Below are 26128 nucleotides of genomic sequence, written 5' to 3'. Positions count from 1 at the left end.
ACCCAGTTAACCCCTCACGGAGGCACCCATGGGGCGCTACGTCGCACGACGACTGCTCCAGATGATCCCGGTGTTCATCGGGTCAACCTTTTTGATCTTCGCCATGATGTACGCGCTGCCCGGCGATCCCGTCAGAGCGCTCATGGGGGACCAGGCGTACGACCCCGCGGTCGTGGCGTCCATCCGGAGCGATCTCGGCCTGGACCAGCCGCTCTGGCAGCAATACCTCACCTATATGAGCAACCTGGTTCAGGGTGACTTCGGCACGGAGATCGCCAGTAAGCGCGAGATCGCCGACATCATTGCTCAGGCGTTCCCGATCACTCTCCGGCTGACGCTCTTCGCCTTCACCTTCACGGTGCTGGTCGGCATCGGTCTCGGAGTGATCGCGGGTCTCCGCCCCGACTCCGTGCGGGACCGTGGGCTGCTCGCCCTCACCCTCGTACTGATCTCGATGCCCTCCTTCGTGCTGGGCTACCTGATGCAGTACATCTTCGCCTTCCAGCTGGGCGTCACCACGGCGACCGTTCAGGACTCCGAGAACTTCGGCGACCTCATGCTGCCGGCCATCGTTCTCGGTTCGCTGTCGCTCGCGTACGTGGCCCGGTTGACCCGTACCTCCATGGCGGAGAACCTTCGCTCCGACTACATGCGCACGGCGGTCGCCAAGGGCCTGCCGCGCCACAGGATCATCGGCGTCCACCTGATGCGCAACTCGCTCGTCCCGGTGGTCACGTTCCTCGGTACCGACATCGGCAACCTGATGACCGGCGCCATCGTCACCGAGGGCATCTTCAACGTCCAGGGCATTGGCAAGACGATTTTCGATGCGCTCACCCGCCGCGAGGGCGCGACGGTCGTGGGCATCGCCTCGCTGATCGTTCTCGTGTACCTGCTCACCAGCCTGCTCGTCGACCTGCTCTACGCGGTCCTGGACCCGAGGATCCGGTATGCCTGAGAAGACCGCGGCCACCACGGCGTCCACCGGGACCGAGACGGTCACCACCACCGCCGCCGCTCCCGACACCGTGCTGGTCACCAAGGCGCCCAAGGCGCGCAGCCTTTGGTCGGACGCCTGGCACGACCTGCGCCGCAACCCGCTTTTCCTGGTCTCGGCGGGCCTGATCGTCCTGCTCCTGATCGTGTCCGCGTTCCCGGGCCTGTTCACCAGTGCCTCGCCGCGCGACGCCGACCTGGCGAACCACTACCTCGGCCAGCCGAACTGGAGCCACTTCTTCCAGCCCGACTGGTTCGGTTACGACGGACAGGGCCGCTCGATCTACTCCCGTGTCGTCTACGGGGCCCGCGCCTCGATCATCGTCGGTGTCGGCGTCACCGCCCTGGTGACCATCCTCGGCACGCTCGTCGGTATGATCGCCGGCTACTTCGGCGGCTGGGTCGACACCATCCTGTCGCGCATCACCGACATCTTCATGGGCATCCCGTTCCTGCTGGGCGCGCTCGTCGTCCTCACCAGCTTCGAGAAGCGCGCCATCTGGGTCGTCATCCTCGCCCTGGTGTTCCTCGGCTGGACCCAGATCGCCCGTGTCGCCCGCGGTTCGGTCATCACCATCAAGCAGGCGGACTACGTGGTGGCCGCCAAGGCGCTCGGCGCCTCGACCACGCGCATCCTGACCCGGCACGTCCTGCCCAACGCGGTCGCGCCGATCATCGTCGTCGCGACGATCGCCCTCGGCGGCTACATCGCCGCGGAGGCGACGCTGTCGTTCCTCGGTGTCGGCCTCGCCGAACCGACGGTCTCGTGGGGCGTCGACGTGTCCAGTGGACGTGAGCAGCTGCGCAACGCACCCCACGTGCTGATCATCCCGTCGGTGATGGTCTCGATCACGGTGCTCTCGTTCCTGATGTTCGGCGATGCGGTTCGCAACGCCCTCGACCCCAAGCTGCGCTGAGGAGGGCGTACGACGTGACCATCATCGAAGAAACCGCAGGCGTCCCGGCGCCCCGCGCCGGCGGCGAGGCGTCCGGCCCGCTGCTCGAAGTGCGCGACCTGCACGTCGAGTTCCACACCCGTGACGGTGTCGCCAAGGCAGTCAACGGGGTGAACTACAGCGTCGCCTCCGGCGAGACCCTGGCCGTGCTCGGCGAGTCCGGCTCCGGCAAGTCCGTGACCGCCCAGGCCATCATGGGCATCCTCGACATGCCGCCGGGGAAGATCCCGCACGGTCAGATCCTCTTCCGCGGCCAGGACATGCTCACCATGAGCAACGACGAGCGGCGGAAGATCCGCGGCCGGAAGATCGCGATGATCTTCCAGGACGCGCTCTCCTCCCTCAACCCGGTCCTCTCTGTGGGCTACCAGCTCGGCGAGATGTTCCGGGTCCACCAGGGCCTGTCGAAGAAGGAAGCCAAGGCCAAGTCCATCGAGCTGATGGACAAGGTGAAGATCCCGGCCGCCAAGGCCCGGGTCGGCGACTACCCGCACCAGTTCTCCGGCGGTATGCGCCAGCGCATCATGATCGCCATGGCCCTGGCCCTCGAGCCGGACCTGATCATCGCCGACGAGCCGACCACCGCGCTCGACGTGACGGTGCAGGCGCAGGTCATGGACCTGCTCGCGGAGCTGCAGCGCGAGTACAACATGGGTCTGATCCTGATCACCCACGACCTCGGTGTCGTCGCCGACGTCGCGGACAAGATCGCCGTGATGTACGCGGGCCGGATCGTCGAGACCGCACCCGTGCACGAGCTGTACAAGCGGCCGGCGCACCCGTACACCCGGGGTCTGCTCGACTCGATCCCGCGCCTGGACCAGAAGGGCCAGGAGTTGTACGCGATCAAGGGTCTGCCGCCCAACCTGCTGAAGATCCCGACCGGTTGCGCCTTCAACCCGCGCTGCCCCAAGGCGGACGACATCTGCCGTACGGAGATCCCGGCGCTGGTTCCGGTGACCGAGCAGGACGGCAGCGAGCTGCCCGGCCGCGGAAGCGCGTGCCACTTCTGGAAGGAGACGATCCATGGCTGAGCTCAAGAAGACGAACGAGGCCGTGGACGCGACCCCCAACGTCTCCGAGGTGGAGACGGTCGAGGCCGCCACCGAGGAGGCGGCGGTCCAGGCGATCGAGGCCCCGGTGGGCCGCGGTGAGCCGATCCTGCAGGTGCGCAACCTGGTCAAGCACTTCCCGCTGACCCAGGGCATCCTCTTCAAGAAGCAGGTCGGCGCGGTCAAGGCCGTGGACGGGGTCTCCTTCGACCTCTACCAGGGCGAGACGCTCGGCATCGTCGGCGAGTCCGGCTGTGGCAAGTCCACCGTCGCCAAGCTGCTGATGACGCTGGAGCGGGCGACAGCCGGCGAGGTCTTCTACAAGGGCCAGGACATCACCAGGCTGTCCGGGCGTGCGCTGAAGGCCGTCCGGCGCAACATCCAGATGGTGTTCCAGGACCCGTACACCTCGCTCAACCCGCGTATGACGGTGGGTGACATCATCGGCGAGCCCTTCGACATCCACCCCGAGGTGGCTCCGAAGGGCGACCGGCGCCGCAAGGTGCAGGAGCTGCTGGACGTCGTCGGTCTCAACCCGGAGTACATCCACCGCTATCCGCACCAGTTCTCCGGCGGTCAGCGCCAGCGCATCGGTATCGCGCGCGGTCTGGCGCTCAACCCGGAGATCATCATCTGCGACGAGCCGGTCTCGGCGCTGGACGTGTCGGTGCAGGCGCAGGTCATCAACCTGATGGAGAAACTGCAGGACGAGTTCAACCTCTCCTACATCTTCATCGCCCACGACCTGTCCATCGTCCGGCACATCTCGGACCGGGTCGGCGTGATGTACCTGGGCAAGATGGCGGAGATCGGCACCGACGTGCAGATCTACGACCACCCGACCCACCCCTACACGCAGGCGTTGCTCTCCGCCGTCCCGGTCCCCGACCCGCAGATGCGCGAGGGCCGTGAGCGGATCATCCTCACCGGCGACGTGCCGTCGCCGGCGAACCCGCCGTCGGGCTGCCGCTTCCGCACTCGCTGCTGGAAGGCCGAGGACAAGTGCGCCACCGAGGTGCCGCTGCTCGCGGTGCCCGAGCGCTTCAAGGGGCAGGACACCCCGGCCGCGCACGAGTCGGCGTGCCACTTCGCCGAGGAGAAGGACGTCGTCCACGCGGCGTAGTCCCCTCTCCCACGCACAGGGCGCCTGCCCCCTCGGGGGTGGGCGCCCTGTGCGTCGTGGAATGGCATTGCGCCGGACGGCGCCTGCACCGGAAGGTGTCCGAATGGACTACGGACTGACCGATCGAGCCGGCCGTCGCATCGCGCTGTGCACGGTCGACGACGGCAACTGGCGGGCTGTCGCCGACGTCGCGCCGCGCGACGAGCAGCGCGGTTTCGTGGCCGCTCTCGCCGCCCGCTATCTGCTGCTCTCGATGCGCGGCGGGGCATGGACATCGCTCGGTGTCCTGGCGGACGACACCGTGGTCGGCCACATCATGTGGGGATTCGACGAGAACGACGGCGCCCATTGGGTCGGGGGCGTGGTCGTCGACGCCGACGAACAGGGCAGAGGTGTGGGGCGAGCGGCCATGGAGGCGATGATCCGGCTGCTGTCCGAGCGCCCGGACTGCCGGGAGATCCGTCTCTCCTACCACCCGGACAACAGCGGTGCGGCCAAGCTCTACGCGGCCCTCGGCTTCACGCCGACCGGGGACTTCGAGGACGACGAGGTCGTGGTCGCCCTGACCGTCCCCCGGGAGCCGGCGGCCTGAGAGGCGAAAATGCGTTGCGGGCGCGGGGGCGGGGAGCGAACAGTGGCGCCATGTCACTCACCGTCCGGCCCGCGACGCCCGTGGACGCACCCGTCATATGCGCTCTGCTGAACGCCGTCGACATCGCCGAGATCGGCCACCCGGACACCGAGCTGCACACCGTCGAGACCGACCTGCCGCACCCCGAGGTCGACCTCGGGGTGGACTCCTGGCTGGTGCACGACGACGGTGACCTCGTGGCGTACGGAATTCTGTGGAGCGACTCGGGGAAGGGCGACATCGGCGTCGACCACTACGTCCTGCCCGGCCGGTCCGACGCCGCCGTGCTGGTTCTCGAAAGGATCGAGGAGCGCGCGGCCCGCAAGGCCGCGCCGAGCGGTGCCGATCGGGCGGTGCTCCGTCTGAACCTCAACATCCGGCCCACGCTCGACACCACGCTGCTCGAGGCCCGAGGCTGGCGTACCGTGCGGCGCTACCAGGTCATGACCCGTCAGCTGAGTGCCGACGACCGGGTCCCGGAGCCGCCCGCCGGAGTGACGCTGCGCAACTGCGTCGCCGAGGCCGACCACCGGACCGCCCATGCGCTGGTGGAGGAGACCTTCGCGGAGCACGTCGACCACCACCCGCGCACCTACGAGCAGTGGCTTGCGGACTCCGGCCGCCGCGACCGCTCGCTCATGTGGATCGCCTCCGTCGAGGGCGAAGGAGACATGGCCGTCCTGCTGACCAGGGACGACAAGGAGACCATGGGCTGGATCGGAAGCCTCGGCGTACGGAGGTCCGCGCGGGGCCGCGGTCTCGGCGGCCACCTCCTTCGCCATGCCTTCGGTACGTACGCCGCCCGTGGCCGGGACACCATCGGGCTGGCGGTGGACACCCGCAACGAGAGCCGGGCGGCGTCGCTCTACGAGGCGCACGGGATGGCACCGCACTACGCGATCGACACCTGGGAGCTCGTCCTGCCGCTGCCCTCACCCGCCGACCGGGTGTCCTGAAAGTGCGTTAGATCCCGGCTGGAGCGATATTGGGCCCAAGTCGGCTTGGGATCTAGGAGGCACTCCATGCGCGGAGCCACCCACGCGAAGTGGGCTGCATGCGCGGCCGCCGTCGTCCTCGCGACGGCGGCCTGCGGCGGCGGGAGCGACAGCGGCGGCAGTGGGGCCGACGGGATCATCAGTTCCTCGTGGGGCGACCCGCAGAACCCCCTGGAGCCCGCCAACACCAACGAGGTGCAGGGCGGCAAGGTGCTCGACATGATCTTCCGCGGGCTCAAGCAGTACGACCCGAGGACCGGCGAGGCCAAGGACATGGTCGCCGAGAAGATCGAGACCAGTGACTCGGTCAACTTCACCGTCACCGTCAAGCCCGGCTGGAAGTTCAGCAACGGTGAGCCCGTCACCGCCGAGTCGTTCGTGGACGCCTGGAACTACGGCGCCCATGTGAAGAACAACCAGCGCAACGCCTACTTCTTCGGCTACATCGACGGCTACGACGAGGTCCACCCCGAGGAGGGCGAGGCCCGCGCCGACACCTTGTCAGGTCTGAAGGTCACCGGCGAAAGGACCTTCACCGTCAAGCTCTCGCAGAAGTTCTCCACCTGGCCGGAGACCCTCGGCTATGCGGCGTTCTCCCCGCTGCCCCGCGCGTTCTTCGACGACCACGACGCCTGGCTCGCCAAGCCGGTCGGCAACGGCCCGTACTCCATCGACTCGTACGCCAAGGGCTCCCAGATGTCGCTGCGCCGCTGGGACGGTTACACCGGCCCCGACAAGGCGCAGAACGGCGGCATCGACCTCAAGGTCTACACCGACAACAACACCGCCTACACCGACCTGATCGCCGGCAACCTCGACCTCGTCGACGACGTGCCCGCCTCCCAGCTGGGGAACGTGCAGGCAGACCTCGGCGACCGGTACATCAACAGCCCTGCCGGCATCCTCCAGACCCTTGCCTTCCCCTTCTACGACAAGGAGTGGAACACCCCCGACGGGGCGAAGCTCCGCACCGGCCTGTCCATGGCGATCAACCGCAAGCAGATCACCGACACCATCTTCCAGCAGACCCGCACACCGGCGAAGGACTGGACCTCGCCGGTGCTCGGCGAGGAGGGCGGCTACGATCCGACGCTCTGCGGCCAGGCGTGCGAGTACGACCCCACCCGGGCGAAGAAGCTGATCGCGGAGGCCGGCGGTCTGCCGGGCGGGCGGATCACGATCTCGTACAACGCGGACACCGGCTCTCACAAGGACTGGGTCGACGCCGTCTGCAACTCCATCAAGAACGCCCTCGGCAACGACCGGGCCTGCGTCGGCAACCCGATCGGCACCTTCGCCGACTTCCGCAACCAGATCACCCAGTCCAAGATGTCCGGCCCCTTCCGGGCCGGCTGGCAGATGGACTACCCGCTGATCCAGAACTTCCTGCAGCCGCTCTACTACACCAACGCCTCCTCCAACGACGGCAAGTGGAGCAACAAGAAGTTCGACGGCCTGATCGACCGCGCCAACGCCGAGAGCGACCCCGCCCAGGCCGTCGAGACCTTCAAGGAGGCCGAGAGGGTCGTACGGGACGAGATGGCCGCCATCCCTCTCTGGTACCAGAACGGCAGCGCCGGCTATTCGGAACGCATCTCGAACCTCGCACTCAACCCGTTCAGCGTCCCCGTCTACAACGAGATCAAGGTCGACTGACGGCGGAAGGCCCGGCCCGGCGCCACGAGTTCCGGGCCGTCACCCTTCCCATGACCCCCGGAGCCCTTCATGGGACGTTATGTGATCCGGCGTCTGCTGCAGATGATCCCCGTCTTCCTCGGCGCCACACTGCTGATCTTCCTCATGGTCAACGTGATGGGCGACCCCATCGCGGGACTCTGCGGCGAGCGGCGGTGCGACCCGGCGACAGCCGCGCAGTTGCGCAAGGAGTTCGGCCTCGACATGCCCGTCTGGCAGCAGTACCTGACCTACATGGGCAACGTCTTCACCGGGGACTTCGGCACCGCCTTCAACGGACAGCAGGTCACCGAGCTGATGGGCGAGGCCTTCCCGGTCACGATCAGGCTCACCCTGGTGGCCATCGTCTTCGAGATCGTCATCGGCATCGTCCTCGGCGTCGTCACCGGCCTGCGCCGGGGCCGGCCCGTCGACAGCGGGGTACTGCTGCTCACCCTCGTCGTCATCTCGGTGCCCACGTTCGTCACCGGGCTGCTGCTCCAGTTGCTCCTCGGCTACAAGTGGGACGTCATCGACCCGTCCGTCTCCACCGACGCCAGGCTCGACGAACTGATCGTCCCCGGACTCGTGCTCGCCTCCGTCTCGCTCGCCTACGTCACCCGGCTCACCCGCACGTCCATCGCGGAGAACACCCGCGCCGACTACGTCCGCACGGCGAAGGCCAAGGGCCTGCCGCGGAGCCGGGTGATCCGCAGGCATCTGCTGCGCAACTCCCTGATCCCGGTGGTCACCTTCATCGGCACCGACATCGGCGCCCTGATGGGTGGCGCGATCGTCACCGAGCGGATCTTCAACATCCACGGCGTCGGATACCAGCTCTACCAGGGCATCCTGCGGCAGAACACACAGACCGTCGTCGGCTTCGTCAGCGTCCTCGTCATCGTCTTCCTCGTGGCGAACCTGCTGGTGGACCTTCTGTACGCCGTTCTGGACCCGAGGATCCGCTATGCCTGAGCCACGGCAGAACCCGCACTTCGACGACCCCGCGCACTCGGCCGTCGCCGCCACCGGAGCAGGCGGTGCGACGGACCTCGCCATGAGCGAGGGCGAGACCCTGGAACGCGATCCGTCGGTCGTCTTTGGCGGACGGGTCCCCGACGGCCGGGAGGGCACCGGACCCTCGGCCAAGCCGCGCAGCCTCTGGTCGGACGCCTGGTGCGACCTGCGGCGCAACCCGGTCTTCATCGTCTCCGCCCTGGTGATCCTCTTCCTGATCCTCATCTCGCTGTGGCCCTCGTTGATCGCGTCCGGCAACCCGCACTCGTGCGACCTCGCCAAGGCACAGCAGGGCTCCCAGCCGGGCCACCCCTTCGGGTTCAACGGGCAGGGCTGCGACGTCTACACCCGTACGGTCTACGGGGCGCGCGCCTCCGTGACCGTCGGCGTGTGCGCCACCCTCGGGGTGGCGCTGCTCGGCTCGGTGCTCGGCGGGCTCGCCGGGTTCTTCGGCGGCGCCTGGGACGCGGCCCTGTCCCGGCTCACCGACATCTTCTTCGGCATTCCCGTCGTCCTCGGCGGCCTGGTCCTGCTGTCCGTCATCACCAGCAGCACGGTCTGGCCGGTCGTCGGCTTCATGGTGCTGCTGGGCTGGCCGCAGATCTCCCGTATCGCCCGCGGTTCCGTCATCACCGCCAAGCAGAACGACTATGTGCAGGCCGCCCGGGCGCTCGGGGCCTCCAGCTCACGGATGCTGCTGCGGCACATCGCTCCCAACGCCGTCGCCCCGGTGATCGTGGTGGCGACCATCGCGCTCGGCACCTACATCTCGCTGGAGGCGACGCTTTCCTTCCTGGGCGTAGGCCTCAAGCCACCGACCGTCTCCTGGGGGATCGACATCTCGTCGGCCTCCCCCTACGTCCGCAACGCCCCGCACATGCTGCTGTGGCCCGCCGGAGCACTGGCGATCACGGTGCTCGCCTTCATCATGCTCGGCGACGCGGTGCGCGACGCCCTCGACCCCAAGCTGCGCTGACCACGCTGAGGAGCCGCCATGCCCGCCACGTCCTACGAGGCAGTGATGTCCGCGGAGCCGGACATGCCGGGGAGCCTGCTCGACGTGCGCGGCCTGCAGGTGGAGTTCCGCACCCGCGACGGGGTCGCCAAGGCGGTCAACGGCGTCGACTGGACCGTCGATGCCGGTGAGACGCTGGCCGTGCTCGGTGAGTCCGGGTCCGGCAAGTCCGTCACCGCGCAGGCCGTCATGGGGATCCTGGACATGCCGCCCGGCCGGATCACCGGGGGCGAGATCCTCTTCAAGGGCCAGGACCTGCTGAAGATGCGGGAGGACGAGCGGCGGAAGATCAGAGGCGCCGGGATGGCCATGATCTTCCAGGACGCCCTCTCCTCCCTCAACCCGGTACTGAGCGTGGGCGACCAGCTCGGCGAGATGTTCGTCGTCCACCAGGGGATGTCGCGCAAGGACGCCAAGGCCAAGGCGGTCGAGCTGATGGACCGGGTCCGCATCCCCGCCGCCGCGGAACGGGTCGGCCAGTACCCGCACCAGTTCTCCGGCGGCATGCGCCAGCGCATCATGATCGCGATGGCCCTGTCGCTGGAGCCGGACCTGATCATCGCCGACGAGCCGACGACCGCACTCGACGTGACCGTGCAGGCGCAGGTCATGGACCTGCTGGCCGAGCTCCGGCGCGAGCTCGACATGGGGCTCGTCCTGATCACGCACGACCTCGGCGTCGTCGCCGACGTCGCCGACAAGATCGCCGTGATGTACGCCGGCCGGATCGTCGAGACCGCCCCCGTCCACGACATCTACCGGGCACCCGCCCACCCGTACACCAAGGGGCTGCTGGAGTCGATCCCGCGTCTGGACCAGAAGGGACAGGAGCTGTACGCGATCAAGGGCCTGCCGCCGAATCTGATGCACATCCCGCCCGGCTGTGCCTTCAACCCGCGCTGCCCGATGGCCCAGGACGTGTGCCGCACCGACGCTCCGCCGCTGTACGAGGTGAACGAGGAGCGCCGCAGCGCGTGCCACTTCTGGGAGGCGACACTCCATGGCTGAGGCGATCCTCGAGGTCCGCGACCTGTACAAGCACTACCCGCTCACCCGGGGTGTGCTCATCAAGAAGCAGGTCGGGGCGGTCAAGGCCGTCGACGGCGTCGACGTCGACCTGTTCGCCGGCGAAACGCTCGGCATCGTGGGGGAGTCGGGCTGCGGCAAGTCCACGCTCGCCAGGATGCTGGTCCATCTGGAGCGGCCGACGGCCGGCTCGATCCGGTACAGGGGGGAGGACATCTCCCAGCTGTCCGGGCGGGCGCTCAAGGCGGTGCGGCGCAACATCCAGATGGTGTTCCAGGACCCGTACACCTCGCTCAACCCGCGGATGACGGTCGGCGACATCATCGGCGAGCCGTACGAGATCCATCCGGAGGTGGCGCCCAAGGGGTCGCGCCGGGGGAAGGTGCAGGACCTCCTGGACGTCGTCGGGCTCAACCCCGAGTACATCAACCGCTACCCGCACCAGTTCTCCGGGGGGCAGCGCCAGCGCATCGGCATCGCCCGGGGACTCGCCCTGCAGCCCGAGATCATCGTGGCCGACGAGCCGGTGTCCGCGCTGGACGTGTCGGTGCAGGCACAGGTCATCAACCTGCTGGAGAAGCTGCAGAGCGAGTTCTCGCTCAGCTATGTGTTCATCGCCCACGACCTGTCCATCGTCCGGCACATCTCGGACCGCGTCGGCGTGATGTATCTGGGACGGATCGTGGAGGTGGGCAGGGACGCCGAGATCTACGACCACCCCACCCACCCCTACACGCAGGCGCTGCTGTCGGCCGTGCCGATTCCCGACCCCGAGGCGCGAGCACCGGCTGGGGGTCCCCCCGGCGAGGCCAGGAGGAGGATCATCCTCACGGGGGACGTGCCGTCGCCGACCAACATCCCGTCCGGCTGCCGATTCCGTACCCGCTGCTGGAAAGCGCAGGAGCGGTGTGCGGTGGAGGTTCCGCTGCTGGCCGTGCCGCCGCACTTGCGGACGGCCGAAGGGGCCGTGCAGCACCCGTCGGCCTGCCACTTCGCGGAGGAGCGGCACGTGGTGCCGAGCGGACCGCAGCCCGGCGGAAGCGGGGACGCCGGCACGGTGTGAGTTGCCGTCAGTTCTGTTTACAGACAGGCAACTCGGCCGACGCGATTCCGATATACGGACGCTCCATTCTCAGCAGCGTACGGCCGTGCGGGTGCCGTAGACCGGCCGGATCCGTGCCATGCGGACCCGGCCGGTCCTGCCGTACCACCGCGCGCCGGTTGTCCGGGACTGTCCGATCGCTGCCTTGTTCGAGTCATGCCCCCGTTGCAGGATCGACGGCGTGACTCTTACGCGGGGGGCCCGGATCACCGGAGCAGCGCTGTGCGGCGTGCTCGCACTGATCACCGGGGCGTGGATCGTTCGGGACATCTCGGCGTCGGACGACCTCGCCGACTTCCTCGAGCAGTGGGCCTCCGACCCGCGGCAGAGCCTGTCCATGCCCACGCAGGTCAGCTCGCCGGTCGACGGAGCGCTCGTCGCGGTGTACGTGGGCACGGCCGTCGCCGTGCTGCGCTCGTCGGTCGCGGCCTCCGCGCTGCTGGCGACCGCGGTGCTCACCCTGGCCGTCCGGCTGCCCGGTCTGTGGGTCCTCACCGCCTCCTGGGCATATCTCCAGCCCACCGAATCGCTGCGCACCCGCGGTCTGCTGAGCACCTTCGCCGTGCTGGGGCTGGCCATCGGGCTCGCGATCACCGCGGTGGCCGGCAGAAGCCCGCCGGATGCGGCCGGCCGACCCCAGGATCCGCGTGCCGCCCCGGCCAGGCCGATGCCCACCAGGCCGACGTCGGTGGTGGCCTGGCTCGCCGGGGCGCTGCTGCTCCTGGACGCGGCTCTGATCACGGTGTGGCAGATCCGCTTCGGGTACGCGGTCGGCCAGGAGGTCTATCTCGACAGCATGGTCGGCGGCGAGCGGGTCGCGCAGCGACTGCTCGCGCCGCCGTCGGGCTGGCTGGCGGCCACCGCCGTGGTCCTCGGTCTGACGGCGGGCGTCGGCCTGCTCGCCAGGGCCGTGTTCTCCCGCCCGCTCGGCGCGATGCTGGCAGTGAACACCTTCGTGTCCGGAGCGGTGGGGACCTACGTCGCCGTCCATCTGCGGATCTTCGAGAACTTCGGTGCGGTGCCGCTGGAGTACCAGCTGGTCACCGCCACGTCGCTCTTCGAGGTGATCACCGGGCCGGTGCTGATCGTCCTCTTGACCCGGCGCGGCGAGAGGGGACCGATGGACGATCCCCGGCCCGGCGCCCAGCAGCCACCGCCCGGCTACGGACATCCGCCCGGCGGGTCCGGTTACGGCGGTCCGCCGCCTCCCTCGTCACGGCCGCCGAACTGGTGACTGCCCTTCACTCCAGCCCGAGTGAGCGCTTGAGGAAGTCGACCTGGAGCAGCAGCAGGTTCTCCGCGATCTGCTCCTGCGGCGTCATATGGGTCACTCCGGTCAGCGGCAGCACCTCATGCGGGCGGCCCGCGGCCAGCAGCGCGGAGGAAAGCCGCAGTGCGTGGGCCACCACCACGTTGTCGTCCGCCAGACCGTGCACGATCATCAGTGGCCGTGCCGGGCCCTCCGCAGCCGTCAGCCCGTCGTCGGTGACCAGCGAGTTCTTCGCGTACGCCGCCCGGTGCGCAGCCGGATCGCCCAGATAGCGCTCGGTGTAGTGGGTGTCGTAGAGCCGCCAGTCGGTCACCGGGGCGCCCACCACGGCGGCGTGGAAGACGTCGGGGCGGCGCAGCACCGCCATGGCCGCCAGATAACCGCCGTACGACCAGCCGCGAACGGCCACCCGCGTCAGATCGAGCGGGAAGGATCCGGCCAACGAGTGAAGCGCCTCGATCTGGTCGTCCAGCGTGGGAGTGAAGTCGCCGGCGATCGCCTTCTCCCAGCCGGGGGAGCGGCCGGGGGTCCCCCGGCCGTCCGCGACGACGACCGCGAAGCCCTGGTCGGCGAACCACTGCGAGGTCAGATGGGGGTTCTGTGCGGCCACCACCCGCTGGCCGTGCGGGCCCCCGTACGGGTCCATCAGCACCGGCAGCGGGCCGTCCGAGTCCCGGTGTCCCGACGGCAGCAGCACCGCGCACGGAATCCGCCGCTCGCCCGCCTCCGTCAGCGTCGGCCGGGCACGCAGCACCGGCTGCTCGGCGTTCGAGGCGACGACCGCGACCTGCTTGCCGTCCCTGAGCACCTGTACCGAGGCGCCGCTCACTCCGGGACGCGACGAGGCGAGGACGGTCACCCCGCCCGCGCGCACCGCCGCATGGACGCCGGGACCCTCCGAGACGCGCTCGACGCCCAGCTCGTTCACCCGGTACACGTGGATCTCCCCGGTCTCCGGCTGCGCGGCCTCCTCACCCGCCGCGGCCGAGACCAGCACATCGCTCTCGCCGATGTCCAGTACCGCGCGCAGCTGCAGCTGTGCGCCGGTCAGCACCCGGTCGCCGACGGCGAGCACCCGCGCCCCGCCCTCGTCGGCGATCCGCACCAGCCGCCCGCCGCCGAAGCCGTGCGCGTGCGACGACTCGGGGGCCCAGGCCGGCACACCGGGGAAGAGTTCCAGCCACGCGGCGTCCTCGTCCACGTGCACCGTCCGGGTCGTGCCCGACTCCGGATCGGCCGCCAGATGGAGCTGGATGCGCTGGTCCCGCGACTGCACGAGCAGCAGCGGAGGACCTGCCGCCGACCAGTGCACACGCGCCAGGTAGGGGTAGCGCTTCCGGTCCCAGCTCACCTCCGTGCGCTGCCCGTCGAGGGTGACGAAGAACAGCCGTACGTCGGCGTTGGGCGTTCCCGCGGCCGGATACGCGACCTTCGCGGGCTCCCGGTCCGGATGCGCCGGGTCGGAGATCCACCAGCGCCGCACGTCCCGTTCGTCGGCGCGGGCGACGAGCAGCCGGTCCGAATCCGGTGACCACCAGAAGCCGCGCGAGCGGTCCATCTCCTCGGCCGCGATGAACTCCGCGAGGCCGTAGGTGGTGTGCTCGTCCTCCGGCTCGGCCAGCGCACGGTCCCCCTCGCCCTCCGCGCCCGTCACCCGCAGGGCGCCGTCCGCCACATACGCCACGAGACGGCCGTCCGGGGACGGCCGGGGGTCCAGTACCGGCCCCTGAGTGGGCAGTTCGCGTGCGGTACCGGCCCGCAGCTCGGCGGTGAACAGCCGCCCGGACAGGGTGAACGCCGCCAACTCGACCGCCCGGTCCACCGCGTAGCCGACGATCCCCGCAGAACCCTCCCTGCTGCGCTCGCGCCGGGCCCGCTCCTTGGCGGACAGCTTCTCGGCGCCGCCGCCCAGCAACTCCCGAGGATCGGCGGCCGGTCGTTCCTGCGGCGGGCCGTTGCCGTCCAGATCGAGCACCCACAGCAGCCCGGACCGGTCGGTTCCGGAGGCCGAGCGCAGGAACACCGCACGCGACCCGTCCGGCGACACGGTGAAGGCGCGGGGGGCGCCCAGGGTGAAGCGCTGCGTCCGCGCGGACTGACGCGGAAAGGAGAGCGGCTGCGTCGACGTCATGCGACCGAACCTTAGGCGGTGTGCGCCCCCGTGTGCTGCCGTGCACCGATCGATGCCTAGGTACGGATAGTTATGATCCGTAGCGCAAGGTGGGTATGAACCTCCTGGCACATGTCCCGGCACATGCAACTGGTCCGTCCCGACCGAATATCTGTGGAGGTGAACCGCCGTGGCACTCTCGATTTCGGCGGTGGTGCTGCTGGCGATCGTCGTCTTCCTGCTGATCCGGAAATCCGGGCTGAAGGGGGGACACGCGGCGGTCTGCGTTCTGCTCGGGTTCTACCTCGCCAGTTCTTCGATCGCGCCGACCATCACGGAGCTGACGACGAATGTCGCGGGGATGATCGGGGGCATCAAGTTCTGACAGGGGCACTGCGGGGACGTGCGCTCTAGGGTGTCCGTATGAAGGATCTCCCCGCCCGCCGTCTGCTCCTGGTGCACGCCCACCCGGACGACGAGTCGATCAACAACGGCGCCACGATGGCCCTGTACGCCGACGCCGGCGTGCACGTCACGTTGGTGACGTGCACCCTGGGCGAGGAGGGCGAGGTCATTCCGGACGATCTCGCTCATCTTGCGCCGGACCGGGAGAACCGGCTGGGGCCGCACCGGGTCGCGGAACTGGCCGCCGCCATGAAGGAACTGGGCGTCACCGACCACCGCTTCCTCGGTGGTCAGGGCCGCTTCCGGGACTCCGGGATGATGGGGCTCGAGCAGAACCACCGCGAAGGGGCGTTCTGGAGCGCGGACGTCGACGAGGCGGCCGGACATCTCGTGGAGGTCATCCGCTCGGTGCGTCCCCAGGTGCTCGTGACGTACGACCCCGACGGGGGATACGGGCACCCGGACCACATCCAGGCCCACCGTGTGGCCATGCGCGCCGCCGAACTGGCCGCGGACTCCGGCTTCCGGCAGGACCTCGGAACCCCGCACAGGATCACGAAGATCTACTGGAACCGTGTCGCGCGATCGGCGGCTGAGGAAGGCTTCGCGCGGCTGCGTGCCGCCGGAGCTGGCTTTCCAGGCGTTGCCGACATCAGTGATGTTCCCGGTGTAGTGGATGATTCGGACATCACTGCGGAGATCGACGGCACGCCGTACGCGGACCGGAAAGCGGCCGCGATGCGGGCTCATGCCACCCAGATCGCGGTGGACGGACCGTTCTTCGCGCTCTCCAACGATCTGGGCCAGCCCCTGTTCACCACCGAGTACTACCAGTTGGTCGCCGGGGAGTCCGGCGCGGCGCCCGGTGAGCGCGAGGACGACCTTTTCGCGGGGGTCTCGGAATGAGCGGCAGCAGCAACGCGCGCAGGAGCGGCGGCAACGCGGACAGGGGCAATGCGGACAGGCGCAACGCGGGCAGGAGCGGCGGCGGACAGGACGTGCCCGGCTCCTGGCTCACCCGGTCCCCGCAGCCTCCCCGGCCCGGCCGGATCGCGGCGTACCTCGGGCTCCTGATCCTCGGCGCGGTCGTCGGCGCCGCGGGCTCACTTGTCCAAGCGGCCTGGTTCCCCGGCGGGTTGGCCCTGGCGCTGCTCGCCTCCGCCGGTCTGTTCCTCGCCTCCGTACGGGCGACGGGCACCCAGCTCGGGGTGGCCTCGTCGGCCGTGGGCTGGCTGGCGGCGATCGTCGTGCTCAGCGCCGGGCGCCCGGAGGGCGACGCGATGTTCGGCGCCGGGATCGGACCGCTCGTCTTCATGCTCGGCGGCATGGCGGTCGCTGTGATGTGTGCCACCATGTCGCGGTTGCCGCAACCCGGCGGTGGACCGGGTCGACTTGGCGGGTAGCCGCAGACAGGACCCCAGCAAGCAGCCGGTTCGACCCGCCCCCTAGGGTGGGTCGCCCCACGGGGTGGGAGGCCGCTGAACTGACCATGCCCGTACGGTCGGCGCAGGGCTGCTTCCCGCAGTCCCGGGGTGTCCGTCGGCGGCGGCCAGTATGGTGGTGCGCGCCGCCGAGCCGCCCGCAGCAGTAGCTATCCAGTAAGAACGGGCGGCGAAGCCAACCGGGAGAACCTGCTTTGAGTCGTGAAACTGACAGTTCGTCCTCCGGCCCCCAGGGGCGCGGTGGAGCCGCGTACCCCTCCGGGACACCGCCGTACGGATCGCGCCAGTATCCGTCGCTGCACCCGCAGGACGCCCCGGACGAGACCGGGGGAGCGGCGCCCGAGCAGCAGCCGGAAGAGAAGAAGACCGAGACGACGCTGACGACGCGCATCCGGATCAACATCCCGGGTTCGCGGCCGATCCCGCCGGTCGTGATGCGTACGCCGATGAGCGACGTGAGCGCAGGGCCGGACGCCGACGCGGCCAAGGCGTCGGGCTCCGGCGTGGGGTCGGGCTCGGGCTCCAGGTCTGCTTCCGCAGCCGCATCGGCCGCCACCGAGCGGGAGAGCGAGCGTACGGGCAGCACGCCGCGCCCCGGAGCGGCGCGCGAGACCACGGGCCCGTCGGCACCGACGGCCGAGGAGAAGTCCGCCACCAGCGACTGGTTCGCGCCGCGCAAGCCGGCGGCCGGGACGACGGCCGGGCAGGGCACGGGTGCCGGCACGGGTGCGGGTGCGCCCGCCGGTTCGGTGCCCGGGCCTGGCGGTCCGGGCGCCCCGAAGGGCCCCGGCGCCTCTGGACCCGCGGCCCCGCGCTCGGGTCTGGCGGCCCTCGCGGAGCAGGCCGGTTCCCCCGCGGAGCCCTCCCGCCCCGCCGGCCGGGGACCCGGCGCGGCCGGCCCTGGTGGCCCCGGCAACGGCTTCACGCCGCCCGGGCCGGGCACGCCTCCGCCCGGCGCCCGTCCGCCCGGTGCACCGGACCGCAACGGCGGCCCCGCAGGGCCGACGGCCGGGCCGGCCGCCGGCAGCATGCCGCTCGGCCCGCGCACCGGCACCCCGGCGCCGGGCATCGGCGCGCCCCCGCCGCGGATGTCCGACGACACGGCCGTGCTCACGCCGCAGAAGCCCGCGCCCGAGGGCGGCGCGGGCCATGGCCATGTCTCCGGTGACACGCTCACCAGCGGCATGCCGGTGGTCCCCGGTGCCCACCGTTCGCCGTTCCCGCCGCTCGGCGGACCGCAGACCGGTCCCGGTACCGGCCCCAATCCGATCCTGTCCCAGCGGCCCGCCCCGCCGCGGGCCGACGACGCGGACTTCTCCCTACCGGAGTTCCCGGCCGGTCCCGGGGGTGGTGCCCCCGAGGGCCCCGGCGAGGCGGACAGGCCCGCACCCCGGCCGACGCCGGCGCCCGCGCCGGCCAAGAGGGGCCGTTCCAAGCTGGTACTGGCCGCCGCGGCCGTGGTCGGCCTGCTCGGTGTCGCCTACGGGGCAGGGCTGCTGCTCAACCACTCCGACGTGCCCAAGAGCACCACGGTCCTCGGCGTCGACATCGGCGGCGGAACGAAGGACGAGGCGGTCAACAAGCTCGAGGCGGCGTTCGGTGAGCGGGCCAAGGCCCCGCTGCAGCTCTCCATCGGCGGGGAGAAAGCCGAGCTCGCCCCGGACAAGGCCGGACTGTCCCTCGACAGCCAGGCAACCGTCCGCGGGGCCGCCGGCAGCGACTACAACCCGGTCTCCGTCATCGGCTCCCTCTTCGGCGGCGAGCGCGTCGCCGAGGCGGTGATCGTCGTCGACGAGGAGAAGCTGAGCGTCGCCCTCGCGGACCTGGCGGGCACCGCCGGATCATCCACCGACGGCACCATTCGGTTCGAGCCCGGCAAAGCGGTCGCCGTCCCCGGCAAGCCCGGCCGGTCGCTGGACGTGGGCCGCTCGATGATCTCGGTCAAGGACGCCTACCGGACCCAGGTGCAGACGGGTGATCCCAACGTGGTGGAACTGCCCATGACCACCCGCGAGCCGACGATCACCCAGGCCGAGATCGACCGGGCGATGAAGGAGTTCGCGGAGCCCGCGATGTCGGACCTGATCACGATCAAGGCGGGCGACAAGTCGATCCAGTTCGGCCCGGCGAAGTCGCTGCCGAAGATCCTGTCGATGAAGGCGATCGACGGCAGGCTGGTCGAGGTCTACGACAAGAAGGCCATCGACACCCTGCTCGAGGGCGTCTTCGACGGAGTCATGATCACCAAGGGCGACGGCAAGCAGCACGAGGTCACCGCGGACGACGTCGCCCAGGCGATGGGCCCGGCCCTCCGCGGCAAGACCCCGGCGGAGCGCACGGCGGTCATCGAGCTGAACCCGAGCTGAGCCACCGGCTTCCCACGGTTCACATGGCCCCTTGCCCGGCAGGGCGGGGGGCCGTGTCCCTCTCCGCGAGACCGGGACGACCGGTCCGGCTTGCTCGATCAGACCCGCAGAGGCACCACGAACTCGGCGCCCGGCAGCTGATCCAGATATGCCTGGATGTCCATGGGGTCGGACGTCGCCACGACGGTCGCGCCGATCTGTACGGCGGTGAGTGCGACAAGCCCGTCCACGGGATCCGGTCGCTTTTTGGCCGGAACGTCTGCGCGGCCGATGAGTTCACCGATCCGCCGCCACTCCGTCTCGGTGTAGCAGCACACTACGGCGCAGTCCTTGAGCGCTCGGGCGAGGTGGGCCCGGGTGGCGCCGCTGCGCCAGGCCTGCGCGACCACGGGAGCGGGCACGACAGGCCGACCGCCTCGGGCGAACTCGCGATGGCGGACCAGCGCTGTGCCCGGTCGTTTGTCCGCAAGGGCGATCAGCATGCCGGCGTCGTACACCACATCGCCGAGGGCCGAGAGGTCGGGGCACGTGGGGCAGCCCAGGTTCACGCCGCCGTACCTCCGCGACGCCGGGCGGCCGACCGTGCCCGGGCAACCTCGATCTCGGCCCGGATCCGGGCGGCCTCCTCCGGATGTACGTCCGGCTCCGGGGGCCAGGTGAGAGCGTCCGCCTCCGCCTCGGCCGTCGCGATGGCGTCGTCGATATCCGCAAACGACGCTGCTACGCGGGCCAGTCGCGCCGCCTCCTTGCGACCGGCCATCACCAGGAAGGCGGACACGTCCAGGCCGTGCTCCGCAGCGACCGTCCGGATCAGGTCGGCATCGGCCGGATCCAGGCTGATGGAGATGCGCGTCTTGGCCATGACGTCAGCGTAACACTGCATATTACGCCCCTCCTCGGAGCAAGGACCGGGCTGCGGCGACGCCCTTTACGGCCGCGAGGACGCCTGCGGGCGGCCGGGTCGTCGTCCCGGCCTGCTCCTGGCGGCAGTCGGGGCACAGCTCCTCGTCGGCGACCGGACGGAACAGCAGCGGCTGGGTGTGCCCGTCGCCCGCGCACTCGCGCATACGGGCGACGCGGGGCGGCTCGGGTGGGACCGGGACCGGTGGCGCTTCGCGCAGCAGGTGGCGGAGCAGGCCGCCGGGCCGGTGGATGGGCTCGGTGGGGGTGGGCAGGCAGCGCTTGATGTTCTCCCGGACGCTGTCGGCCGTGTGGCCGAGTCTCAGCCACTGCGCGGCGAGGGCGGCGAGTTCGGGGAGCATCCCGCGCGGGACGCGCAGCCGGGGGTCCAGCGCCCGCAGGGTGCCGACCAATTGGCGGGCCTCCGGGCCCGCCTCCTGCGGAGGGTTGGAGGTGTCTTTCTCTCGTTCTTGGTCTGGATGACGACCGACCGGCCGGGGTGCCGGTTCACCGACGACCGGTTTCGCGTGGGCCGGTTCCCCGTCCCGGAGCGCAGCGGCTGCGTCGCCGGTCAGCGGGACGTTGGAGACAAGCTGCTTGGTGCGCCAGAGGCCGCCGCGGCCCTGCTCCTTCCATTCGTGGAAGAAGCCCTCCTGAAGGAGTTGCTTCTTCGCCCGCTGGAAGGCCGTGGGCTTGATCCCTGCGCGGGCGGCGGTGGCCGACAGGGACTCGTGCTTGTCGGCGGGGAGGGAGAGCTGCCAGCTCAGGAGCCGTACGGCGTCGGAGTTGAGGCGGGGATGGCGCAGGATCTCGTTCGGGATCTGCGAGAAGAAACGCGCAGGCGGGATAGCATGACGAAGCATTTCCGGTGCTCCTTCCACAGCACTGGGGTGTAGGCCCTCGGCGCCGGCTGCAACCAGCGACGGGGGCCGTCTTGCGCTCACCGTACATCAACTTCTGTATACACACGGTCACTTCATGTGAATGCACCGGAGGCATGTGCAGGGCGGCCATCGCATCCCCGAATCGATGGGGGCGACCCCGCGCCCGGGCCGGTACAGGACTGCCCGCTCCCAGGTCCGCCCGCCGTCGCGCGAGATGCGCAAGGTCATCACCATCGGCCCCCGTATCGCGCCTCCTTCTGCTGCAGCCACTCCCTGACCAGCGCGGTCTCCAGGTCTGAAGCGGTTCGAAGGTCGGTGGCCCGGATGGTGGCGACGAAGTACACAAACCTGACGCGTCTGTGTTCGCCGTCCATACCGATGACCTTTCCGGGCCCGTAGGCGTCCGTCCCGGCGTGGGCGACAAAGGCGCCTACTACGTGTGCTGCACCCATAATTCCGTTGATCTCCTAGCTCTCTGTGCCGAACCGCTCACAGCCTGGCGGGGACGCAATTACGCTCGGTAGGGGTTTGCGCGTGACAACGCGTATGGCACGAAAGGACCTTGGCGGATGGCGATCGAGGACAACCCGCACTCGCGAACCAGGTACGGCGAGGAGCTGAAGCGCAGGCGCGAGGCGGCCGGCCTCACGCAGGAGGAGCTGAGCGAACGAGCGGTCATGTCCCGCACCCACATCGCCCACATCGAGGCAGGCCGCCGCCGCCCGGACGAGGCGGACGCCCGGCGGCTGGACCAGGTGCTGGGTGCGGGCGGCTTCTTCCTGCGCTTCCTCCCGGCGCTGGACGGCAAGGTGGTGGCGGAACACTTCGCGGAGGCGCTGGAGTTCGAGGAGAAGGCGACGGTGATCCGCGAGTACGCGCCGAAGGTCGTGCCGGGCATCCTCCAGACCGAGGCGTACGCCCGTGAAGTGCTGAGCTCCGGCTACCCGCCGAGGAGCGCGTCAGAGCGTGACAGGCTGCTCGTCACACGCCTGGAGCGTGCGCGCATCCTCGACAACTTCGACTCACCTGTGGTGTGGACGATCCTCGACGAGTCGGTGCTGCGCCGTCCTGTCGGTGGACCGTCCGGGATGGGCGAACAGCTTCGTCACATCGTGGCGTTGGGGGAGAGCAGCCGTATCCGGGTGCATGTGCTGCCGTTCGATGTCGGCTACCACACCCTGATGGAAGGCGAGGTGAAGCTCATGCGGTTCGACGACCTGCCGCCCATCGCCTACGTCGAAGGCCTGAAGACGGGCCGCGTCTGGGAGATCCCGTCCGTGGTCCGGGACTGCCACGTCGCCTACGATCACGCTCTGGGCGACGCGTTGTCGCACCGCAAGTCCCTGGCGCTGATCAGGTCCGTCGCGGAGGATTACGAGCATGAAGCGCAGTGAACACGCTCCGGACTGGCGGAAGTCCAGTCACAGCGGCGGCAACAGCGGCGACTGCCTCGAGGTGGACGCGGCCCACCCGACCGCTGTCCCGGTCCGCGACAGCAAGCGCCTCACCGGCCCGTCGGTCGCCTTCGATCCGGGAGCCTGGGCCTCCTTCACCACCGCCGTCCGGGCCGGCGACCTCAGCTAGGGACGTCGTCCGCCGTACCGTTGACGGCCGGGCCACAGCCCTTGGGCAGGTTGGCCACGACGAGCGCGAAGGCCTCCTCGACGGTGTGCACCTCGCCGAGGCCGCCGATGCCACGTGCCGACAGCTTGTGGCTGCCCGCAGCCGCAGCCGCAGCCGCGGCCGCGCGTACGTGGTGCGGGGGACCGGCCGGATCGACCGTCTCCAGCCCGGCGGCGTGCCGTACGTGTAGTCGTCACCGTGGTATGCGTGCGGCGCTGTGCCTGCGCCGTTGCGGGCCGCCCTCGCCCAGCGTGACTGGGTTGTTACTCATTTTCAACTTACTATGATTGAATTGAGTAAGTTGGGGGCGAGTCTCGGGAGCTGCCATGGCTGGTTTCGTCGGGCGGGAGTCGGAGCTGGCGACACTCGACCGCCACCTGGAATGGGTGCGCGAAGGCCGGGGCGACCAGCGCGGCCGAGCCTTGCTGTTGCGTGGACGTCGCCGGGTCGGCAAGTCGCGGTTGATCGATGTCTTCTGCGAGCGGGCAGGCGTTCCGTATGTCGTACATCAGGCGACCCGCGGCGAGGATCCGCAGCGTGAGCGGGCTCGGCTGCTGTCGGCTGCCCGTGACTCGTCGCTGCCGGATGTGTCTCTGCTGACGGGTGTCGAGCGCGTGGCGGACTGGGACACAGCCCTGCGCCAACTGGCAGCAGTGCTGCAGGACGACTCCCCGAGCATCGTCGTACTGGACGAGCTTCCCTGGATCCTCGAACAGGACCCGGTGATGGAGGGCACGCTGCAGACGGTGTGGGACCGGGTCCTCAGCCGCAAGCCCGTTCTGCTCGTCCTGATCGGCAGCGATCTCGCGATGATGGAGCAACTGTCGACGTACGGGCGTCCTTTCCACCAGCGTGGAGTGGAAATGGTGCTGCCGCCGCTCTCCCCGTACGAGGTCATGCAGATGACGGCCCTTCCGCCTGCCGAGGCGTTCGACGCCTTTCTGATCACCGGTGGGCTGCCCCTCGTCTGCCAGGAGTGGCGGGAGGGCGAGGACCGCCCGTCGTTCCTGGGGCGCAGCCTGACGGATCCGACCTCCGCGCTACTGGTGTCGGGCGAGCGGATACTGGCGGCCGAGTTCCCTGCAGTCCTGCAGCCGAGGCATGTGCTGTCCGTGATCGGAACCGGGGAACGCACCTTCACATCCATCGCAGCCAAGGCCGGATCGGTGGACAAGGCGATGCCCCCCGGGTCGCTCAACCCCGCGCTCAAGCAGCTCATCGACAAGGGACTGGTCGCGGTGGACGTCCCTCTTTCGTCGCGTCCCGGCGACCGCGACCGCCGATACCGCGTGGCGGACCCGTACCTGAGGCTGTGGCTCGCCTTCTTCGAGCGTGGCATCGCCGAGGTCGAACGTGGGCGGGGGCGTCTGGTCGCCGAGGCGGTCGAGAAGGGCTGGACCTCGTGGCGAGGCCGAGCCATCGAACCTGTCGTACGAACGGCACTGGCCCGGCTGCTTCCGGACGACACATGGCCGGACGCGTACGAGATCGGCGGTTGGTGGCCGCGGACGAACAACCCCGAGGTGGACATCGTCGCTGCGGACAGGGTGCCCGCTCGGAAGATCTCGTTCGTCGGCTCGGTGAAGTGGCATGAGCGGACGCCGTTCGACACGAGGGACCTGGCGGCCCTTGCCCGCGATGCCCTGGCCGTTCCCGGTGCTGACGACAGGACCCAGCTGGTGGCGGTGTCACGGTCCGGGTTCAAGGCCGATGGTGTCACGGCGGCGTACGGTCCCGAAGAGCTCATGGGGGCGTGGGCACCGGCGTGACGAGCGGTCGGGAGAGCTCAGCCAGGCACGTCGTCCGCCGTACCGATGACGGCCGGGCCGCACCCCTCGGGCAGGTTTGCCACCACGAGCGCAAAGGCCTGCTCGAGCGTGTCGACCTCGCCAAGCGACCCCACACCGAGTGGTTCTCGTACCCGGAAGCGGCCGGTCTCCCTGGAATTCACAGGTCGTCGTACGTCCCTTCGATTGCAGGTCCCCACTCCCTGGGAAGAGTTGCCACGAGCAGTGCGACTGCCTCTTCCGCAGTGTCCGCCACCCCTACTTCGCGACGGCCGGACTCTCCCGTTTCCCACATACGGATCACTGAGAAGCCACCGGCGCGCCTCCTGAAGAGCGCGGGTACGTCCCGGGACCACGGGTACCGCGTGCAGCGGCTGAATTGAAGAGATCCGTGACTGATCAGGGGAAGGAATGACCGCAGTTGTGGATTCTCGTACGCCGCGCGCGTCAGGGCGGGATCGATGACACTCGATGGTTCCGACAGGACGCTGAGCCACTCCTTGGTGACCGACTCCGGCACACCCGGGTCACCCTTATCCTTCGCCACCTGAGTCACGCTCCTCTTTGTGGCATGGAGGTTTGGAGGCCGACTCCAACCAGCGGCGGAGCCACCTCGCGCTGACCCGCCCCGTCGGTGACGTTTGCCCCGGCCGCTTGGGCTTCCTTCACCACCGCCGTCCGGGCCGGCGACCTCAGCCAGGGACGTCGACCGCCGTACCGATGACGGCCGGGCCACAGCCCTTGGGCAGGTTGGCCACGACAAGCGCGAAGGCCTCCTCGACGGCGTCCACCTCGCCGAGGCTGCCGATGCCGTGGGCGTCCACTTGGTAGCCGCCTTCGACCTTGCGGTACACCACGGGCACGAGGGAGCCCGGCAGCTCGGTGCACCGGCTGAGGAACAGGGTGCCGTGGCTCACCGCGGGGTGCAGCTCCCGCAGCCGCGGCTGCGCGTACGCGGCGCGGACCATGACCGAATCGACCACGCTATCGGCGTACGCCAGGACCTGCTGCCACTGGGCAGCCACAATCTCCGCAGCCCGCGTCATAGCTCCTCCGTGGGGGCCGACTCGCTGTCCTGGGGGAGACTCGCCACGACCAGTGCGAACGCCTCCTCAAGTGTGTCTACTTCACCGAGTGAGCCCACGCCGAGGGGCCCGCGAACCCAGAAGCGGCCGGTCTCCCTGGGATATACATAGCCTCCAACGGGAGTGCCCGTGAGTCCGTCGCCTTGCTTGAAGAACATGATGCCGTGACTCACACCGGGGTAAAGCTCCCGCAGCCGTGGCTGTGCGTATGCCGCTCGGACCATCACTGGATCGACTAGGTCCGATGGAGCCTGCAGGAGATCTAGCCACTGAGCGGTAACGCTGTCTGCGGTCACAGGTCATTGGCCGTTCCGATGATGGCTGGCCCGCAGCCTTCTGGCAGGTTGACCGCTACCAGGGCGAACGCCTCCTCGAGCGTGGCCACCTCGCCCAGGATTCCGGTGTCGGATGTGCCAGAGACCTGGAAGCCTCCCTTGACCAGGGGGTATACCAGGGGGATGTCATGCGATGAGGGGAAGCCCGTGCACCGGCTCAGGTGCAGGATCCCGTGGCTGACGCGAGGAAACAGTTCCTGCAGGCGGGGTTGGGCGTAGGCGGCACGGACCATAGCGGGATCGATGAGGTCGCGGTCGTACTCCAGGATCGCCCGCCATTCGGAGGCCACCATGGCTGCAGCCTCCATGGAATCATTGTTCTGCATTTCGCGCT

General features: G+C 69.5%; 30 protein-coding genes. 19 read left to right on the top strand and 11 right to left on the bottom strand.

Annotated elements, in window-relative coordinates; all coding sequences use genetic code 11:
• The first annotated feature begins 28 nt into the window (after window positions 1–28).
• The 12 genes from IE198_RS18165 (at window position 29) to IE198_RS18110 (ending at window position 12821) form a co-directional block, all read left to right on the top strand.
• Window positions 29–958, top strand: a complete 930-nt coding sequence (locus IE198_RS18165; protein ID WP_189887744.1) for an ABC transporter permease — start codon at window positions 29–31, stop codon at window positions 956–958.
• Window positions 951–1913 (top strand): ABC transporter permease, encoded by a 963-nt coding sequence (locus tag IE198_RS18160; RefSeq protein ID WP_189887742.1) that lies wholly within the window; start codon window positions 951–953, stop codon window positions 1911–1913. The genes IE198_RS18165 and IE198_RS18160 overlap by 8 nt, the downstream gene beginning before the upstream one ends.
• A 14-nt stretch (window positions 1914–1927) precedes the next feature.
• On the top strand, window positions 1928–2986 hold the full coding sequence (locus IE198_RS18155; protein ID WP_189887740.1) for an ABC transporter ATP-binding protein: 1059 nt from the start codon (window positions 1928–1930) through the stop codon (window positions 2984–2986).
• The gene (locus IE198_RS18150) at window positions 2979–4127 is read left to right on the top strand and encodes an ABC transporter ATP-binding protein (RefSeq protein ID WP_189887738.1); all 1149 of its coding nucleotides are present in this window, start codon (window positions 2979–2981) and stop codon (window positions 4125–4127) included. The genes IE198_RS18155 and IE198_RS18150 overlap by 8 nt, the downstream gene beginning before the upstream one ends.
• 103 nt (window positions 4128–4230) lie before the next feature.
• A complete protein-coding gene (locus tag IE198_RS18145) occupies window positions 4231–4719 on the top strand; it encodes a GNAT family N-acetyltransferase (RefSeq protein WP_189887736.1) in 489 nt (162 codons plus the stop codon).
• 50 nt (window positions 4720–4769) lie between these two features.
• Window positions 4770–5714, top strand: a complete 945-nt coding sequence (locus tag IE198_RS18140; RefSeq protein ID WP_189887734.1) for a GNAT family N-acetyltransferase — start codon at window positions 4770–4772, stop codon at window positions 5712–5714.
• A gap of 66 nt (window positions 5715–5780) precedes the next feature.
• A complete protein-coding gene (locus IE198_RS18135) occupies window positions 5781–7409 on the top strand; it encodes a peptide ABC transporter substrate-binding protein (protein WP_189887732.1) in 1629 nt (542 codons plus the stop codon).
• Between the two features lie 69 nt (window positions 7410–7478).
• Window positions 7479–8402: an ABC transporter permease gene (locus tag IE198_RS18130; RefSeq protein ID WP_189887730.1), complete on the top strand. Its 924-nt coding sequence runs from the start codon at window positions 7479–7481 to the stop codon at window positions 8400–8402.
• A complete protein-coding gene (locus IE198_RS18125) occupies window positions 8395–9420 on the top strand; it encodes an ABC transporter permease (protein ID WP_189887728.1) in 1026 nt (341 codons plus the stop codon). The genes IE198_RS18130 and IE198_RS18125 overlap by 8 nt, the downstream gene beginning before the upstream one ends.
• 63 nt (window positions 9421–9483) lie before the next feature.
• On the top strand, window positions 9484–10467 hold the full coding sequence (locus IE198_RS18120; protein WP_189887997.1) for an ABC transporter ATP-binding protein: 984 nt from the start codon (window positions 9484–9486) through the stop codon (window positions 10465–10467).
• Window positions 10460–11548, top strand: a complete 1089-nt coding sequence (locus IE198_RS18115; RefSeq protein WP_189887726.1) for an ABC transporter ATP-binding protein — start codon at window positions 10460–10462, stop codon at window positions 11546–11548. Before IE198_RS18120 ends, IE198_RS18115 begins: the two co-directional genes overlap by 8 nt.
• Window positions 11549–11768: 220 nt before the next feature.
• Window positions 11769–12821: a hypothetical protein gene (locus IE198_RS18110; RefSeq protein ID WP_189887724.1), complete on the top strand. Its 1053-nt coding sequence runs from the start codon at window positions 11769–11771 to the stop codon at window positions 12819–12821.
• A 7-nt stretch (window positions 12822–12828) separates the two neighbouring features.
• On the opposite strand, the gene IE198_RS18105 is transcribed toward IE198_RS18110, so the two are convergent.
• Complete coding sequence (locus tag IE198_RS18105) at window positions 12829–14988, bottom strand: S9 family peptidase (protein ID WP_189887722.1); 2160 nt, start codon at window positions 14986–14988, stop codon at window positions 12829–12831.
• A gap of 169 nt (window positions 14989–15157) precedes the next feature.
• Between IE198_RS18105 and IE198_RS18100 the strand changes: the two genes are divergently transcribed.
• The 4 genes from IE198_RS18100 to IE198_RS18085 all read left to right on the top strand — a co-directional run bounded on the left by IE198_RS18100 (window position 15158) and on the right by IE198_RS18085 (window position 19180).
• Complete coding sequence (locus IE198_RS18100) at window positions 15158–15352, top strand: hypothetical protein (RefSeq protein WP_100108922.1); 195 nt, start codon at window positions 15158–15160, stop codon at window positions 15350–15352.
• Between the two features lie 38 nt (window positions 15353–15390).
• The gene (mshB, locus tag IE198_RS18095) at window positions 15391–16278 is read left to right on the top strand and encodes an N-acetyl-1-D-myo-inositol-2-amino-2-deoxy-alpha-D-glucopyranoside deacetylase (protein WP_189887720.1); all 888 of its coding nucleotides are present in this window, start codon (window positions 15391–15393) and stop codon (window positions 16276–16278) included.
• Window positions 16275–16775, top strand: a complete 501-nt coding sequence (locus tag IE198_RS18090; RefSeq protein WP_189887718.1) for a DUF6113 family protein — start codon at window positions 16275–16277, stop codon at window positions 16773–16775. The genes mshB and IE198_RS18090 overlap by 4 nt, the downstream gene beginning before the upstream one ends.
• A 233-nt stretch (window positions 16776–17008) precedes the next feature.
• Window positions 17009–19180, top strand: a complete 2172-nt coding sequence (locus IE198_RS18085) for a hypothetical protein (RefSeq protein WP_189887716.1) — start codon at window positions 17009–17011, stop codon at window positions 19178–19180.
• A gap of 98 nt (window positions 19181–19278) precedes the next feature.
• Here the strand turns inward: IE198_RS18085 and IE198_RS18080 are convergent, their stop codons facing one another.
• The 4 genes from IE198_RS18080 to IE198_RS18065 form a co-directional block, all read right to left on the bottom strand.
• Complete coding sequence (locus tag IE198_RS18080) at window positions 19279–19728, bottom strand: hypothetical protein (RefSeq protein WP_229834059.1); 450 nt, start codon at window positions 19726–19728, stop codon at window positions 19279–19281.
• Window positions 19725–20042, bottom strand: a complete 318-nt coding sequence (locus tag IE198_RS18075; protein ID WP_189887714.1) for a hypothetical protein — start codon at window positions 20040–20042, stop codon at window positions 19725–19727. The genes IE198_RS18080 and IE198_RS18075 overlap by 4 nt, the downstream gene beginning before the upstream one ends.
• Window positions 20043–20064: 22 nt before the next feature.
• Window positions 20065–20943 (bottom strand): hypothetical protein, encoded by an 879-nt coding sequence (locus IE198_RS18070; RefSeq protein WP_189887712.1) that lies wholly within the window; start codon window positions 20941–20943, stop codon window positions 20065–20067.
• Window positions 20944–21191: 248 nt separating this feature from the next.
• Entirely contained in the window at window positions 21192–21416 is a 225-nt protein-coding gene (locus IE198_RS18065) for a hypothetical protein (RefSeq protein ID WP_189887710.1), read from the bottom strand.
• Window positions 21417–21533: 117 nt separating this feature from the next.
• Here IE198_RS18065 and IE198_RS18060 point away from each other — a divergent pair, with 117 nt between their 5' ends.
• Window positions 21534–22358: a helix-turn-helix domain-containing protein gene (locus IE198_RS18060; RefSeq protein ID WP_189887708.1), complete on the top strand. Its 825-nt coding sequence runs from the start codon at window positions 21534–21536 to the stop codon at window positions 22356–22358.
• Complete coding sequence (locus tag IE198_RS18055) at window positions 22345–22548, top strand: DUF397 domain-containing protein (protein WP_189887706.1); 204 nt, start codon at window positions 22345–22347, stop codon at window positions 22546–22548. The genes IE198_RS18060 and IE198_RS18055 overlap by 14 nt, the downstream gene beginning before the upstream one ends.
• Here IE198_RS18055 and IE198_RS35270 read toward each other — a convergent pair.
• Window positions 22541–22753, bottom strand: coding sequence for a DUF6193 family natural product biosynthesis protein (locus tag IE198_RS35270; RefSeq protein ID WP_229834078.1), 213 nt, complete (start codon window positions 22751–22753; stop codon window positions 22541–22543). The genes IE198_RS18055 and IE198_RS35270 overlap by 8 nt on opposite strands.
• 160 nt (window positions 22754–22913) lie before the next feature.
• Here IE198_RS35270 and IE198_RS18050 point away from each other — a divergent pair, with 160 nt between their 5' ends.
• A complete protein-coding gene (locus IE198_RS18050) occupies window positions 22914–24356 on the top strand; it encodes an ATP-binding protein (protein ID WP_189887704.1) in 1443 nt (480 codons plus the stop codon).
• Between the two features lie 17 nt (window positions 24357–24373).
• Here the strand turns inward: IE198_RS18050 and IE198_RS35265 are convergent, their stop codons facing one another.
• The 5 genes from IE198_RS35265 to IE198_RS18040 form a co-directional block, all read right to left on the bottom strand.
• Window positions 24374–24490 carry a DUF6193 family natural product biosynthesis protein gene (locus IE198_RS35265; RefSeq protein WP_373299892.1) on the bottom strand — a complete coding sequence of 39 codons (117 nt, stop codon included), beginning with the start codon at window positions 24488–24490 and terminating at the stop codon, window positions 24374–24376.
• 44 nt (window positions 24491–24534) lie between these two features.
• The gene (locus tag IE198_RS35260; protein ID WP_229834076.1) at window positions 24535–24894 is read right to left on the bottom strand and encodes a DUF6193 family natural product biosynthesis protein; all 360 of its coding nucleotides are present in this window, start codon (window positions 24892–24894) and stop codon (window positions 24535–24537) included.
• A 172-nt stretch (window positions 24895–25066) separates the two neighbouring features.
• Window positions 25067–25420, bottom strand: a complete 354-nt coding sequence (locus IE198_RS18045; protein ID WP_189887702.1) for a DUF6193 family natural product biosynthesis protein — start codon at window positions 25418–25420, stop codon at window positions 25067–25069.
• Entirely contained in the window at window positions 25417–25755 is a 339-nt protein-coding gene (locus tag IE198_RS35255) for a DUF6193 family natural product biosynthesis protein (protein ID WP_268246484.1), read from the bottom strand. The genes IE198_RS18045 and IE198_RS35255 overlap by 4 nt, the downstream gene beginning before the upstream one ends.
• On the bottom strand, window positions 25752–26120 hold the full coding sequence (locus IE198_RS18040; protein WP_189887991.1) for a DUF6193 family natural product biosynthesis protein: 369 nt from the start codon (window positions 26118–26120) through the stop codon (window positions 25752–25754). The genes IE198_RS35255 and IE198_RS18040 overlap by 4 nt, the downstream gene beginning before the upstream one ends.
• Window positions 26121–26128: the final 8 nt, after the last annotated feature.

This window comes from Streptomyces xantholiticus, from assembly GCF_014651015.1.
GTDB lineage: Bacteria > Actinomycetota > Actinomycetes > Streptomycetales > Streptomycetaceae > Streptomyces > Streptomyces xantholiticus.
Note: the sequence above shows the minus strand (reverse complement) of the source record. Positions and strands in the feature narration are given on the sequence as shown.

Coding starts and splice junctions, on each gene's coding strand:
- IE198_RS18160 (WP_189887742.1), top strand. CDS start 951: ATGCCTGAGAAGACCGCGGCCACCACGGCGTCCACCGGGACCGAGACG.
- IE198_RS18120 (WP_189887997.1), top strand. CDS start 9,484: ATGCCGGGGAGCCTGCTCGACGTGCGCGGCCTGCAGGTGGAGTTCCGC.
- IE198_RS18070 (WP_189887712.1), bottom strand. CDS start 20,943: ATGCTTCGTCATGCTATCCCGCCTGCGCGTTTCTTCTCGCAGATCCCG.
- IE198_RS18115 (WP_189887726.1), top strand. CDS start 10,460: ATGGCTGAGGCGATCCTCGAGGTCCGCGACCTGTACAAGCACTACCCG.
- mshB (WP_189887720.1), top strand. CDS start 15,391: ATGAAGGATCTCCCCGCCCGCCGTCTGCTCCTGGTGCACGCCCACCCG.
- IE198_RS18040 (WP_189887991.1), bottom strand. CDS start 26,120: ATGCAGAACAATGATTCCATGGAGGCTGCAGCCATGGTGGCCTCCGAA.
- IE198_RS18125 (WP_189887728.1), top strand. CDS start 8,395: ATGCCTGAGCCACGGCAGAACCCGCACTTCGACGACCCCGCGCACTCG.
- IE198_RS18130 (WP_189887730.1), top strand. CDS start 7,479: ATGGGACGTTATGTGATCCGGCGTCTGCTGCAGATGATCCCCGTCTTC.
- IE198_RS18075 (WP_189887714.1), bottom strand. CDS start 20,042: ATGGCCAAGACGCGCATCTCCATCAGCCTGGATCCGGCCGATGCCGAC.
- IE198_RS18090 (WP_189887718.1), top strand. CDS start 16,275: ATGAGCGGCAGCAGCAACGCGCGCAGGAGCGGCGGCAACGCGGACAGG.
- IE198_RS18165 (WP_189887744.1), top strand. CDS start 29: ATGGGGCGCTACGTCGCACGACGACTGCTCCAGATGATCCCGGTGTTC.
- IE198_RS18050 (WP_189887704.1), top strand. CDS start 22,914: ATGGCTGGTTTCGTCGGGCGGGAGTCGGAGCTGGCGACACTCGACCGC.
- IE198_RS18150 (WP_189887738.1), top strand. CDS start 2,979: ATGGCTGAGCTCAAGAAGACGAACGAGGCCGTGGACGCGACCCCCAAC.
- IE198_RS18105 (WP_189887722.1), bottom strand. CDS start 14,988: ATGACGTCGACGCAGCCGCTCTCCTTTCCGCGTCAGTCCGCGCGGACG.
- IE198_RS18055 (WP_189887706.1), top strand. CDS start 22,345: ATGAAGCGCAGTGAACACGCTCCGGACTGGCGGAAGTCCAGTCACAGC.
- IE198_RS18065 (WP_189887710.1), bottom strand. CDS start 21,416: ATGGGTGCAGCACACGTAGTAGGCGCCTTTGTCGCCCACGCCGGGACG.
- IE198_RS18145 (WP_189887736.1), top strand. CDS start 4,231: ATGGACTACGGACTGACCGATCGAGCCGGCCGTCGCATCGCGCTGTGC.
- IE198_RS18135 (WP_189887732.1), top strand. CDS start 5,781: ATGCGCGGAGCCACCCACGCGAAGTGGGCTGCATGCGCGGCCGCCGTC.
- IE198_RS18140 (WP_189887734.1), top strand. CDS start 4,770: ATGTCACTCACCGTCCGGCCCGCGACGCCCGTGGACGCACCCGTCATA.
- IE198_RS18045 (WP_189887702.1), bottom strand. CDS start 25,420: ATGACGCGGGCTGCGGAGATTGTGGCTGCCCAGTGGCAGCAGGTCCTG.
- IE198_RS18060 (WP_189887708.1), top strand. CDS start 21,534: ATGGCGATCGAGGACAACCCGCACTCGCGAACCAGGTACGGCGAGGAG.